Consider the following 12,857-nt stretch of genomic DNA (forward strand, 5'->3'; position numbering starts at 1 on the left):
GTCGCCCTCAAATCATTCAGACCACATGCGAAGTGTTGGAGTTCCACTCATCCTCTGTTGCGAGATGCCCGAGCGGATCGACGGGCAGCTCCAGCGGATCGGGCATGCCTGTTATATCCGCACGCTCTTCCGCGGCGGTCAGGTCTGCATCCGCATCGTCTGGCTCGGACAGGGAGGCGAGGCCATCGAGCGGGACGGTCAGTTCGCCGCCATCCTCCTCGATCAGCTGCGACAGATCATCATCGCTGTCCCGATCAGAAGCCGGTGGATCATCGCTTGCCGCGACATCGATGCTATCGAGCCCGGCGATGTCATCCGCGACGAACATCATCGCCTGATCCGGTACGCCTGCACCGGAGGGCTCGACGGTAACCACCAGCTCGGATTGCTCCACCGCGCCGGAGGGATGCACCAGTTGATAGGTGAAGGTATCCGTTTGCGCCTCGGTGAAATGCGCCAGCGTCGTGTCCGGCGCATAGCTGTAATTGCCGTCGGCATCGACGGTGAGCGTCCCGTAGGTGCCCTGTATGCTCATTGCGCCGGTCACCTTGACGAAGCTCGTGCCGTCAAAGATCTGGAACGCCGTGAAGGTGGACCCCAGTTCGTCGTTGGTGAGCAGGTTACCATCGTCGCCGGCCACACTTCCAACCTCATACTGATCGGTATATGTGACATCGACATTGGTGGTGACGGTGGCTGAAACGTTGACCAGCGTTCCGCTCAATGTCGACCGTATGCGATAGGTCCCCGCGGTGAAGTCGATTGTGGCAAGATCAAGCGACGCCACGATGCCGAGACCGCCAAGGATGATGTTGAAGGAATCGCTCGCCACCGTCTGCCAGGTGCCGGGGGTCGTCTCCCTTTCGAGATAGAGCACGCCGTTGGACAGCGCCGCAAGCAGCACCGACACGCTGACGCCGCCGGAAACTTCCATGCTGTCGGTGATGACGAAGCTGTTGCTGATATAGGTGCTGGTCTGCCCAAGGCCGCCCGAAAGCAGGTTGGAGCCGCTGGCATTGAAGAATTCGTCATCGGTCACATTGTCCCACACGACGGACGCACTTGCGGCGTCACCGGTGGCTGCGAATTCAAATGTCGCGGGCAGGCCGGGATCGGTGTCGCTCCATGTCATGGTGACACTGTCGCTGCCGATCTGGACGTAGAGCGTCGCGGTGCCGGTATTGCCGGCGGCATCGACCACCGTATATTCGAACCGGTCCACCTGACCGATCCCCGCACCGTTCTCGAAGGGCGTATAGGTATAGGAGCCATCCGGCAGGATCACGAGCTCGCCGAAGTCGCCCTGAATAGTGGTTCCACCCGGATCGATCGTCTGGCCATCCACGCTCTGGACGCTTGTACCGGCCGGCACGTTGTCATTGTCGATGACGTTGCCGGTAACCTCGACGGCCTCATATCCTCCGACTTCGGTGAAGTCGTAATCCGTACCTTCCAAAGTCAGGGTACCGCCGACACCCACGCCAAGCAGGCCGGTGAACCCCATGAAGGCTCTATATTCTCCCGGATCCAGCCCCTGAACGGTTCCGCTGGTTCCGCCAAACAGCGACAGGGACAGGATCGTGGCGGGGCCTGTGCCATTGATACCGGTCCATTGTTGGGTGGCGGCATCCCATTTCTGCACGACCAGGCTGTAGTCACCAAGAACCCCGGCTCCAAGAATTCCGCTGAAATCGAAGCCCAGATCCTGTTTGTGACCCGTCTCGACATCGAACTCGATCGCATTTGCAAATAGCTGCAGATCAAGGCCGGCGAGGCTGACGACGGCCAGATAGGTATCACTGCCAAGCGGCACATCTTCCGTCACCGTCGGCAAAATGTTCACCTGAGCCGTTACGACATCATCAGTGGGCTCGAGATCGGCATCCGCGTCGGCATCCGCATCGGCATCTGCATCAGCGTCAGCATCGGCATCGGCGTCAGCATCGGCATCCGCATCCGCATCTGCGTCGGCATCCGCATCAGCGTCAGCGTCGGCGTCAGCATCCGCGTCCGCATCTGCATCCGCATCCGCATCTGCGTCGGCGTCAGCATCCGCGTCAGCGTCTGCATCGGCGTCAGCATCTGCATCTGCATCCGCGTCAGCATCCGCATCGGCATCGGCATCGGCATCAGCGTCGGCATCTGCATCCGCGTCGGCATCCGCATCGGCATCAGCATCGGCGTCAGCATCGGCATCGGCATCCGCATCCGCATCTGCATCCGCGTCGGCGTCCGCATCTGCATCCGCGTCGGCGTCTGCATCGGCGTCAGCATCCGCATCCGCGTCAGCATCTGCATCTGCATCCGCGTCAGCATCCGCATCGGCATCGGCATCGGCATCAGCATCCGCATCGGCATCCGCATCGGCGTCGGCGTCAGCATCCGCATCGGCATCCGCATCCGCATCTGCATCCGCGTCAGCATCGGCATCAGCATCCGCATCGGCATCAGCGTCGGCATCAGCATCTGCATCCGCATCAGCGTCGGCGTCTGCATCGGCATCGGCATCGGCGTCAGCATCGGCATCGGCATCCGCATCTGCGTCGGCATCCGCATCAGCGTCAGCGTCGGCGTCAGCATCCGCGTCCGCATCTGCATCCGCGTCAGCATCTGCGTCGGCGTCAGCATCTGCATCCGCATCGGCATCCGCATCAGCGTCGGCGTCTGCATCGGCGTCAGCATCCGCATCCGCATCCGCATCCGCATCTGCGTCGGCGTCAGCATCCGCGTCAGCGTCTGCATCGGCGTCAGCATCTGCATCTGCATCCGCGTCAGCATCCGCATCGGCATCGGCATCGGCATCAGCGTCGGCATCTGCATCCGCGTCGGCATCCGCATCGGCATCAGCATCGGCGTCAGCATCGGCATCGGCATCCGCATCTGCGTCGGCATCCGCGTCAGCATCCGCGTCCGCATCTGCATCCGCGTCAGCGTCTGCATCCGCATCGGCATCAGCGTCGGCGTCAGCGTCGGCATCCGCGTCGGCATCCGCATCGGCATCAGCATCGGCGTCGGCATCCGCATCGGCATCGGCATCCGCATCGGCGTCAGCATCGGCATCCGCATCCGCATCTGCATCCGCGTCGGCGTCCGCATCGGCGTCTGCATCGGCGTCAGCATCCGCATCCGCGTCAGCATCTGCATCTGCATCTGCATCCGCGTCAGCATCCGCATCGGCATCGGCATCGGCATCAGCATCCGCATCGGCATCCGCATCGGCGTCGGCGTCAGCATCCGCATCGGCATCCGCATCTGCATCCGCGTCAGCATCGGCATCAGCATCCGCATCGGCATCAGCGTCGGCATCAGCATCTGCATCCGCATCAGCGTCGGCGTCTGCATCGGCGTCAGCATCCGCATCCGCATCCGCATCGGCGTCAGCATCAGCGTCGGCATCCGCATCTGCATCTGCATCCGCGTCGGCATCCGCATCGGCATCCGCATCTGCATCGGCATCGGCATCCGCATCTGCGTCGGCATCCGCATCGGCATCCGCATCAGCATCCGCGTCAGCATCTGCGTCGGCGTCAGCGTCTGCATCCGCATCGGCATCAGCATCGGCATCGGCGTCGGCGTCAGCATCGGCATCCGCATCCGCATCCGCATCAGCATCCGCGTCCGCATCTGCATCCGCGTCAGCATCTGCGTCGGCGTCAGCGTCTGCATCCGCATCGGCATCAGCGTCGGCGTCCGCATCTGCATCCGCATCAGCGTCGGCGTCTGCATCGGCGTCAGCATCCGCGTCAGCATCGGCGTCAGCATCGGCATCCGCATCCGCATCGGCATCCGCATCGGCATCCGCATCAGCATCCGCGTCGGCATCCGCATCCGCATCAGCGTCGGCGTCTGCATCGGCGTCAGCATCCGCATCCGCGTCAGCATCTGCATCCGCGTCGGCATCAGCGTCAGCATCGGCATCGGCGTCGGCGTCAGCATCCGCATCTGCATCCGCATCGGCATCCGCGTCAGCATCCGCATCAGCGTCGGCATCCGCGTCGGCGTCAGCATCCGCATCTGCATCGGCATCCGCGTCAGCATCGGCATCTGCGTCGGCGTCAGCATCTGCATCCGCGTCCGCATCGGCATCGGCATCGGCATCAGCATCCGCGTCGGCGTCAGCATCCGCATCAGCATCGGCGTCAGCATCGCCATCATCATCAGAAGACCCGCCACCTCCGCCTGCGATAGCGCCGCCGGCAGCCAGCAGGCCCAGTGCAGCAAGGCCGAGAATGGAGCCGTCATTCGTTGACGCGCCAACAAGTTGGTCTACGCCTTCAATCTGCGAAAAGCGGAAATCCGCCAAACCGTCACTGTGTTCGCCGAGCCAGAGATTGCCGTCCTCGTCTTCCAGCACCAGCTGGCTGTGGTCGCCATCGACCTCGCGATAGAAATTTCCGATCCGGATTGTCTCACCGGATCGCATGCGAAGCAGCAGATCGTCGCCATCGCGCACGAAGTCGGAGACCTCGTTGCGGCTGGCGCGAATCTGCACAATGCTGGGCTTGTCTATGTTCAAGTTGTCGAGCGACACGGTCCGAGAACTTCCGGCGGCCTTGTCGGTTATTATCGCAACCATGAAACTGTCCTCCTGCAACGCGGCAACATCGGCGACAGAAATTCACTGTCGCCCGGAACACCAAGCAACATTCAAGAAACTGGATTTTTGCGAACGGCTAACCGCTGCGACGTACAGAGCCTGTAATCAAATGGCTCTCATCTCTTGTCTCAGGGGAATTTCCCTCTCAGGGGCCCTCTCCCATCCTCATAATTGCATAAAAACCAAACATCGCAAGGAAAAAACAACCGGGGAGAGCATTAGCATATTCTGTTGTATGGACTCCTCCGAAATCCCAGGGCCAACATCCCCTCAAAATCCACGGGGGAACTGAAGGGCGCAGCGCGTGGCCAGCCGTCGCCAAAATGCCGGGCTGCAGACCCTGTTTGCGACCGGAAAACCAGCCGGCATTTTTGCGCTGCACACGGATGTTTCGGCTTCGGCCAATGCAAGTCCAGCCCCTCCCGAGAGGGCTGAAAAAGAGGGAATATGTGGCCAGAAAGCAAGACGACGCAGAGCCCTCTTCAATCGGAACGCGAACGTCCCTATCGTTTAAAAATTGACAAAAATCAAATAGATAGGCCGTCACCGACGAGGGGTCGCAACAAGTTGCGGCTAGAGCGATATGCCTTGAACGGTCTGGCCTTCGAGCGCGAAGGCTTCGCGCATCCGCCCGGCATTGAACGTGCAGTCGATGTTCAACCTATGCAGGTCATATTGGATGTTGCTGATATCGAACCTCGCGGCATGAAGTTCCTGGTCGGCATTGAGCAGATCGAGCAGGCTGCGTGTGCCCAGTTCAACATATTGTGTACGATAGAGATCGCGGGTCTGTCTCATCGTCGATTGACGCGTCGAAAGCGAGCGGCGCAGACTTTCCTTGCTCGAAATCTGACTGCTGGCTTCCGTGAGGTTTCGCAGGATATCGACCCGCGCACGCGCCTCCGCGGCCTGCGATGCGCCGAGCGCCTGCACGGCCATGTTCCGTCGTGCGCTTGTCGCGCCACCATTGTAAAGGCTGCCCGTAACCCGCAATCCGACGCTATAGTCGGGATCGAAAGAACTCATCTCGGTAACATCGACGCCAATTCCCGCGTCGAGAGACAGGGTCGGCAGGCCTTCGGCCTTGGCGAGATCGATCTGTGCGGCCGCGGCTTCACGATCCGCCGCTGCCTGCATGACCGCCGGCACACGCGACCAGTCCATTTCCCTGGCGCCACAGGCTTTTGACAGCCATGCCGGTATCGTATCCGATACGTCGATCCGTCCCGCAATGCCGCTCAAATTCGCAAGCACCGCTTCCCATCGGGACAATTGCCCTTCGATTTCCAGCAATGTGGCCTCTGCCGCCTGAACGCGCGCCTCAGCCTGCAGCAGGTCGGAACGCGTGCTTGCGCCCTTGTCCGTGCGTGATTTCACCAGCTCTAGAATGGCCTTCGTATCCTTGATCTGGTCTCGCGCGACACCCCGCAAGGAACGGTTGCGCTGAATTTCAATGACCGAATAGGCCGCCTCACGGGCAAGATCATCCACAGCCATCAGAACCTGCGATTTGCGGCCCGCAATCCCGGCCGTGGCAATCTTGACCCGGTTGTCGACCTTGCCGAAATCATAGAGCATCTGGGAAACATTGAAGTTCAGATCCGGGCTGTAGCGATCCGACCGATTGGTATTATAGGAGGAATCCAGCCCCCAGCTGAGATTTGGAAGATAACCGGCGCGGGCTTCGTTGACGGATTCGGTCTGCTGGCGCAGCCGGCCAATCGTCTCCGTCACGGCAGGGTGCCAGTCAACTGCCTTTCTGACCGCGGTCTCAAGCGACAGAGGCCCCTTGTGCTCGGCCCTTTCGCGCGTTTGGGATGTCACCGGGCCGGCTATGGAGCCGGTCACACCCGGCAAATCCCCGCCATGCGTACCACCTGCGTGGCTGCCGGACGTTGTCGTGCTTACGGCACCTGCCTGCTGTTTTCGAGCGTTTGAACCATTCGCGCAACCTGTCGCCAGGGCGCTGGCGGCAATGGTGCAAAGAAGGGCTGGAAGCCAATGAGACCGCATTCAACGTTCCACCTTCAAACGAGAAGAATGAGCAAGTTGCCAATACGCGAAACGGGAATCATGGCCCTGGATGCGCCGATAAAAATCCGGCGTTAACAGGCAGAACTAGGCCAACATGGTTAATGATGCGTTAATTGCATCCTGTGATTATTCATCAACGCAGGATAGAATATTGGGGGTTGCAATATCTGCAGACCGGTTTTTCAGGCTTCAAAAACCCTGGCCCGTGCAGCGTGGTTTTCCAATGACTTGGCGCTGTTTTGGGCGACCATTTTCCTGTCCGAGCGGGAATTTATACGACAGGCGGCGGCAGGCTCATGGGCACCGGATACAGACCTGCCCAGCGCCCCATGCCATCTGCAGCAGCGCGCCATCCATGCCTGTGGTCAACTTCCGATCCCGGCACCCGTCGTACGCAACAGCCTCTCCACGACGGCAAGCAGAGAATTGAGCGGCCGGTCATCCCGATAAAAAGGAACGCCGGCGCGGACACGCCGGTAGATTGCGCGGGTGCCGGGCGCCATGCCGGCGTCCCCCGGCTGCATGTCATAGGCCTGCGCCGCGCACATGATCTCGATCGAAAGAATGGTTTCCAGATTGGCGATGATGGAGAGCGCCTTGTCGGCCGCAGGCGTGGCGTGGGTGAGGATATCTTCCTGCAGGGCAGACGTAATGCCGCCGTCCAGACTTGCGGGCGCGGCCAGCCGCCGGTTTTCCGCCGCCAGCGCCGCCGCCGTATATTGAATGATCATGAAGCCGGAGCAGACGCCGCTGCCTTCCGCCAGAAAAGCCGGCAGGCCGCTGACCAGCGGATTGACGAGACGGTCGATCCGGCGTTCCGCAATGCTCGCCAGTTCCGCAGCCGCCACGGCAAGACCATCCATGGCAAGCCCCAATGCCGCGCCGACCGCATGGGCCTGCGAATGCACCTGTGGCACATCGGGTGAGCCGGTAACGACCGGATTGTCGGTCACGCTTGCCAATTCGCGATTTACCACGTCGCCTATCTGCACGACGCTGTCACGAATGGCGCCATGGATTTGCGGCACGGCACGAAGACTGAGCGGATCCTGCGTGCGCGACCCCGCCGAGCGCGCCAGCAGGGGGCTTTCAGCCAGAAGATGACGGAGATTGTTTCCCACAGCCTGAAGGCCCGGGGAAACGCGCAAAGCAAGCGGCGCCGCCGCGAAGGGATCAGACTGCGCCCCGAGATTTTCATAGCTCATCGCAGCCGCCGCATCTGCCCAGTCCAGCAGGTTTTCCATATGCGACAGCGCAAGGCAGGCAAGACCGGTGGCGCAGGGTGTTCCGTTGACGAGGCTCAGTCCCTCCTTGGCAAGCGGCACGAGCGGCGCAAGACCAACCGCCGCCAGTGCGTGGCGGCCGGACAGCCTTTCGTCACCACGCATCGCCTCGCCTTCGCCGATCAGTACCAGCCCGATCGCCGCCGCATGGGTGAGATACCCGACCGAACCGCGCGAGGGAATGACAGGCAGAATATCCGCATTCAGCAGGGCCAGCAGCGCCTCGACGGTTTCCACGCGAATACCGGAAAAGCCATGGGAAAAATTGACGATCTGGGCGGCCATGACGGCGCGTGTCTTCTCCCGCCCCAGCGGTTCCCCCACCCCGCAGGAATGGCTGAGCAGGATGTTTCGCGACAGGGCCTGTTGCCGATCCCTGTCCACGATCACATCGCAGAGGGCGCCGACACCGGTATTGATGCCGTAACCACGTACGCCTTTCGACACCAGCGCCTCGACAATGTCACGCGCGGCGGCAATGCGCGCCCACGCCGCATCGGCAAGCTGGAGCCGCGCGCCTTTCGCAACCATGGCGACATCCCGCCACGACGCACCCTGATCGATGATCACGGTCTCAATCATGATGGGCGGCCTCGGCGCCGGTGCGACGCTGCACGAAACGGGCGACATAGTCATTGGCGGGACGATTGAGAATATCGTCCGGCGTCCCGACCTGCACCAGTTTCCCGTCCTTCAGAATTGCGATCTGCGCACCGATGCGCAGTGCCTCATCCAGATCATGGGTGATGAAGACGATCGTCTTCGATAGGTTCTTTTCCAGCTGCAGAAGCTGATCCTGCATATCCGCGCGGATCAACGGGTCGAGGGCGGAAAATGCCTCATCCATCAGGATGACGTCGGTATCGGCAGCCAGAGCCCGTGCAAGCCCGACACGCTGTTTCATGCCGCCGGAAAGCTGGTGGGGCATCTTGTTTTCATAACCGGTAAGCCCGACGGTCTCGATCCACTGCATACCGATCGGGTTCGCTTCCGCCTTCGAAAGCCCGCGCACACGCTGGCCATAAACGACATTCTGCAAAACGCTGCGATGTGGCATCAGCCCGAAATTCTGGAACACCATGCTGACCCGGCGGTTGCGGAAATCGCGCAGGTCCTTGGCGTTAAGATCAAGCACATTGCTGCCGCCAACCAGAATTTCACCGCTTGTCGGTTCGATGAGGCGGTTGATATGGCGCACAAGCGTCGATTTTCCGGAACCAGACAGCCCCATGATGACGAAGATGCGGCTGCCGGCGATATCGAGGCTGACATCGTCGAGGCCGACGCTGCATCCGGTCCTGGCCAATATTTCGGCCTTGTCGGCGCCGTCCCGCGTCATGGCGAGCGCTGTCTTCCAGTTGCCGCCGAAAATCTTGGAAACGTTACGGATTGCGATATCAGTCATCGCCGCGCTCCTTCCGGCTGGATTGGCCGAAGCCCTGTGTAATACGGTCGAGGACGATGGCGAGAATGACGATACCCAAACCCGCCTCGAGACCCTTTCCTACATCCAGTGTCTGAATTCCGTTCAGGACCTGCTCGCCCAGGCCACGCGCGCCGATCATCGAGGCGACAACCACCATGGAAAGAGCCATCATGATCGTCTGGTTCAGACCGGCCATGATGGTGGGCGTGGCCAGCGGCAACTCCACTCCGAACAGGATTTGTGACGGGCTGCCGCCGAAAGCGGTTGCCGCCTCCACCACTTCGCGATCGACCTGACGGATGCCGAGATCGGTCAGCCGGATCAGCGGCGGCACGGCGTAGATGATGGTCGCGAGCACCGCCGGCACCTTGCCAAGACCAAAAAGCATGATTGCCGGGATCAGATAAACGAAACTCGGCATCGTCTGCATGACATCAAGGACAGGCAGCGTGATACGCCGCATGATCTGGCTTTTGGCAAGCCAGATGCCGACGGGAACGCCGATGATGACGGAGATCAGGCTGGCGATGAGCATCAGCGCCAGCGTCTGCATCGTCAGATCCCACAAGCCGAGAGCGCCGACGACCAGCAGCATGACGCCGACCATGAGAACAAGCGAGATTTTACGTGCGGCAAACCATGCAAGCACCAGGAAGGCGAGGAGAACCAGCCACCACGGCAGGCCGCGCAATATCCATTCCATGAACAGGATAACCTGCAGAATGGTCTGGGAAATCGCCTTGAACACGAAGCCGTAATTGACGACCAGCGACTGGACGAAGTCGTTGATCGGGCCACGAATGGAAATATGAAAAGTTTCGGGAAACATCGGGTGGCGTCCTCGCACTTTGCCGTCTTCCGTCCCCGACGGTCACGGCTCTGACGGGAAAAGAAAAAGCCGCATGCCCATCCGGCATGCGGCCCCGTGATTGCTACTTGATCGCGGCCTCGATACGGGTCTTGGCCTCCGGCGACACCCATGCGCCCCAGATATCGCCCTTGGTCTTCAGGAAGCGTGTTGCAGCGGCAACCGCGTCAGCCTTCTCATCAACCATGTAAGCGAGGCTGGAATTGACCTCTTCGAGGGGGAAAGTGGCCTTGCCGAGGATTTCCATGATATCCGGCGCGGCCTTGGCGAAGTCACTGTTGACGCCATAGGCAACCTCGACCGCCGGGAAAGCGCATCCCGCCTCACGCTTGCCATCGGCACTCGTCAGGTCCTTCCAGCACGCTTCGGTATAGGCCGGCTCGGAAAGCTGCACGAGCTTGTATTTGCCCATGATCGCGGTTGGGCTCCAGTAATAGAACAGCAGCGGCTCACCCTGGAGATAAGCGGCGCTGATCCCGGCATCCAGCGCCGTGCCCGTGCCGGGGCGGAAATTCACATAGGTTTGGTCGAGCTTGTAGGCCTGAAGCTTGGCCGTATTGACACCCTCGCAGGTCCAGCCCGACGGGCAATTGAGGAAACGTCCCTTGGACGGCTCTTCAGGGTCCTGGAAAAGGGCGACAATCTTGGGATCGGAAAGCTGCTCGACACTTTTCAGGTCAGGGGCCTTTGCCTCTATACCCTTTGTCGCGTCGCCCTTGATCAGATATTCGGGAACGAACCAGCCTTCGGAAGCGCCGACGAAGGTCTTGCCAACAGACGTTACCTGTCCTGCGGCCGCGGCCTTGTTCCAGACGTCGGAGCGGCCGATCCATTCCTCGGCAAAAATCTGGACGTCGTTATTGGCCGTGGCCTGTTCCAGCGTCACGGAATTGCCGGGAATGGAATCGACCTTGCAGTCATATCCCTTCGACAGAATGGCTTTCATGACCTCGGTGATGAAGGCGCCGCTCTCCCAGTCGATACCGGCGAAAGTAACGGTTTTCCCTTCTCCGCAATAGCTGGCGGCATGGGCCGAGCCCATCGGCAGCGCCGCAAACAGGGCAGTGGCGGCAAGCGCGAATTTAAATTTTGCATTCAACATCTTATTCCCCTTTTTGATTGATGGTTGGCGTGGTGTCGGCACAAATTCATGCGGTGCCGGCGCGGGATCTCCCTGATGATATGATGAGAAACTGCCGATCTTTCCCCCCGGATCAGCGGCGCGGATTGTCATGACACACGGTCGCGACTCCACATCAGCAAAACCCGGACAACAAAGATAAATCCTCTCAAGTTCACTATACAACTTCGATGAAATGGCTTCGATGCCACAGAACCGCAGGGAGAAGGGGCGGCGATGGGGAAACCGTCATCATCTTAAACCCTGATAACGCCAATCCAGCCATCCTGCGCCGTACTCCCTGCAGCCTTCTGCAAATCGACGGAAGCGCGAATGGCTCACAAACCACGCATTCGCAGCTATTCCTTCCCGTATCGGCGGCGCTGGCCTGATTTCCCTTCCCGGAACCGCTCGGCACGCAAACATCCTCACCTCAGCCATTCACGCGAAAAATGCGCCTGCAAAAGATCGACCCGTCACCCTCATCGACATTTCGCAAGTTGTATATGTAACCTTGCATGGTTTTAGGAGACAAGCAAGTGCAAAGATGATATTTTGCATGTGCCCGCAATGCTGGTTATATTTTAGGCAATCCGCCGATTTTTAGGGAGTTTAAATGCCGTCCGTGATCGAAAGCGACCTTGCCACATCCAGCGAGTATCCTTCTCTGCCGCTCTATGAGCGCGTGAAAACGCAAATCAAGGCAAAGATCGCGAGCGGCGAATGGCCTCTCCATCACCGGGTCCCTTCCGAAAACGAGATGGTGGAGATGCTCGGCGTCAGCCGAATGACGGCAAACCGCGCCCTGCGCGAGCTTGCGACCGAAGGCGTCATCGTGCGCGTTCAGGGACGCGGTTCATTCGTCGCCTCGAAAAAAAGAAGCGCCGGCATGATGGGTGTGCGAAACATCGCCGACGAGATCAAGGAACGGGGTTCCTCCCATCAGGCGAGCCTGATCCTGGCGCAGACCGAGGTATGTGGTCCCGATCTCGCCTCGGCGCTCGAAATCGACGTCGGCTCGAAAATCTTCCATTCGATCATCGTGCATCATGAAGACGACGTGCCGATCCAGCTGGAGGACCGTTTCGTGAATGCCGAGGTCGCCCCCGATTATCTGCGGCAGGATTTCAGTTCCATGACGCCGAACGCCTATCTGACGGCGTTGGCACCAATCTCCCGGACCGAACAATTCATCGAGGCAGCCGCGCCGCAGCCATGGGAATGCAAATTACTGGCAATCGGCCGTAACGAGCCATGCCTGCAGGTTCGGCGGCGGACCTGGTCTTCCAGCCGCGCGGTAACATCGGTACGGTTATTATATCCGGGAAGCCGCTACCGGCTCGAAAGTCAGGAATAAAGATGCCAGATGACCATCGGCTGAACGGGCGGAACGAGGCGCCCTCATCCGCCTGTGCGCCACTACCCTTTCCAGCTCCTGTGGGATTTATCCAAGTATTTGATTATTAATTATTTTTCGATAATTTTCGCGTTTATGGGATTGCCAGCCCCCCTGATTTCAAGGTTGTATT

Annotated in this window: 8 protein-coding genes and 1 pseudogene; 1 reads left to right on the forward strand and 8 read right to left on the reverse strand. The window is 60.1% G+C overall.

Annotated elements, in window-relative coordinates; all coding sequences use genetic code 11:
* Nucleotides 1-16: 16 nt before the first annotated feature.
* The 8 genes and pseudogenes from JZX88_RS24825 to JZX88_RS24855 all read right to left on the reverse strand — a co-directional run bounded on the left by JZX88_RS24825 (nt 17) and on the right by JZX88_RS24855 (nt 11,310).
* Nucleotides 17-1,825, reverse strand: a complete 1,809-nt coding sequence (locus tag JZX88_RS24825; RefSeq protein WP_371741265.1) for a BapA/Bap/LapF family large adhesin — start codon at nt 1,823-1,825, stop codon at nt 17-19.
* Nucleotides 1,826-1,851: 26 nt separating this feature from the next.
* A complete protein-coding gene (locus tag JZX88_RS26235) occupies nt 1,852-4,242 on the reverse strand; it encodes a hypothetical protein (RefSeq protein WP_246753556.1) in 2,391 nt (796 codons plus the stop codon).
* Nucleotides 4,243-4,288: 46 nt separating this feature from the next.
* Nucleotides 4,289-4,576 (reverse strand): annotated as a pseudogene (locus tag JZX88_RS26475) (BapA prefix-like domain-containing protein); the annotation flags it as partial.
* Nucleotides 4,577-5,170: 594 nt separating this feature from the next.
* Nucleotides 5,171-6,445, reverse strand: a complete 1,275-nt coding sequence (locus tag JZX88_RS24835) for a TolC family outer membrane protein (RefSeq protein WP_286172379.1) — start codon at nt 6,443-6,445, stop codon at nt 5,171-5,173.
* 551 nt (nt 6,446-6,996) lie between these two features.
* Nucleotides 6,997-8,496 (reverse strand): histidine ammonia-lyase, encoded by a 1,500-nt coding sequence (gene hutH / locus JZX88_RS24840; protein ID WP_206915064.1) that lies wholly within the window; start codon nt 8,494-8,496, stop codon nt 6,997-6,999.
* Nucleotides 8,489-9,319: a glycine betaine/L-proline ABC transporter ATP-binding protein gene (locus tag JZX88_RS24845; RefSeq protein ID WP_206915065.1), complete on the reverse strand. Its 831-nt coding sequence runs from the start codon at nt 9,317-9,319 to the stop codon at nt 8,489-8,491. Before JZX88_RS24845 ends, hutH begins: the two co-directional genes overlap by 8 nt.
* The gene (locus JZX88_RS24850; RefSeq protein WP_065116601.1) at nt 9,312-10,169 is read right to left on the reverse strand and encodes a proline/glycine betaine ABC transporter permease; all 858 of its coding nucleotides are present in this window, start codon (nt 10,167-10,169) and stop codon (nt 9,312-9,314) included. The genes JZX88_RS24845 and JZX88_RS24850 overlap by 8 nt, the downstream gene beginning before the upstream one ends.
* 103 nt (nt 10,170-10,272) lie before the next feature.
* On the reverse strand, nt 10,273-11,310 hold the full coding sequence (locus JZX88_RS24855; protein ID WP_174033462.1) for an ABC transporter substrate-binding protein: 1,038 nt from the start codon (nt 11,308-11,310) through the stop codon (nt 10,273-10,275).
* 634 nt (nt 11,311-11,944) lie between these two features.
* Between JZX88_RS24855 and hutC the strand changes: the two genes are divergently transcribed.
* Entirely contained in the window at nt 11,945-12,685 is a 741-nt protein-coding gene (gene hutC / locus JZX88_RS24860) for a histidine utilization repressor (RefSeq protein ID WP_065116603.1), read from the forward strand.
* Nucleotides 12,686-12,857: the final 172 nt, after the last annotated feature.

Source organism: Agrobacterium sp. OT33 (genome assembly GCF_017313365.1).
Taxonomy (GTDB): Bacteria; Pseudomonadota; Alphaproteobacteria; order Rhizobiales; family Rhizobiaceae; genus Agrobacterium; species Agrobacterium rhizogenes_A.

What these genes read in the sequence shown, in the direction of transcription:
- JZX88_RS24850 (WP_065116601.1), bottom strand. Translation starts at nt 10,169, where the DNA reads ATGTTTCCCGAAACTTTTCATATTTCCATTCGTGGCCCGATCAACGAC.
- JZX88_RS24845 (WP_206915065.1), bottom strand. Translation starts at nt 9,319, where the DNA reads ATGACTGATATCGCAATCCGTAACGTTTCCAAGATTTTCGGCGGCAAC.
- JZX88_RS24855 (WP_174033462.1), bottom strand. Translation starts at nt 11,310, where the DNA reads ATGTTGAATGCAAAATTTAAATTCGCGCTTGCCGCCACTGCCCTGTTT.
- hutH (WP_206915064.1), bottom strand. Translation starts at nt 8,496, where the DNA reads ATGATTGAGACCGTGATCATCGATCAGGGTGCGTCGTGGCGGGATGTC.
- hutC (WP_065116603.1), top strand. Translation starts at nt 11,945, where the DNA reads ATGCCGTCCGTGATCGAAAGCGACCTTGCCACATCCAGCGAGTATCCT.
- JZX88_RS26235 (WP_246753556.1), bottom strand. Translation starts at nt 4,242, where the DNA reads ATGACGGCTCCATTCTCGGCCTTGCTGCACTGGGCCTGCTGGCTGCCG.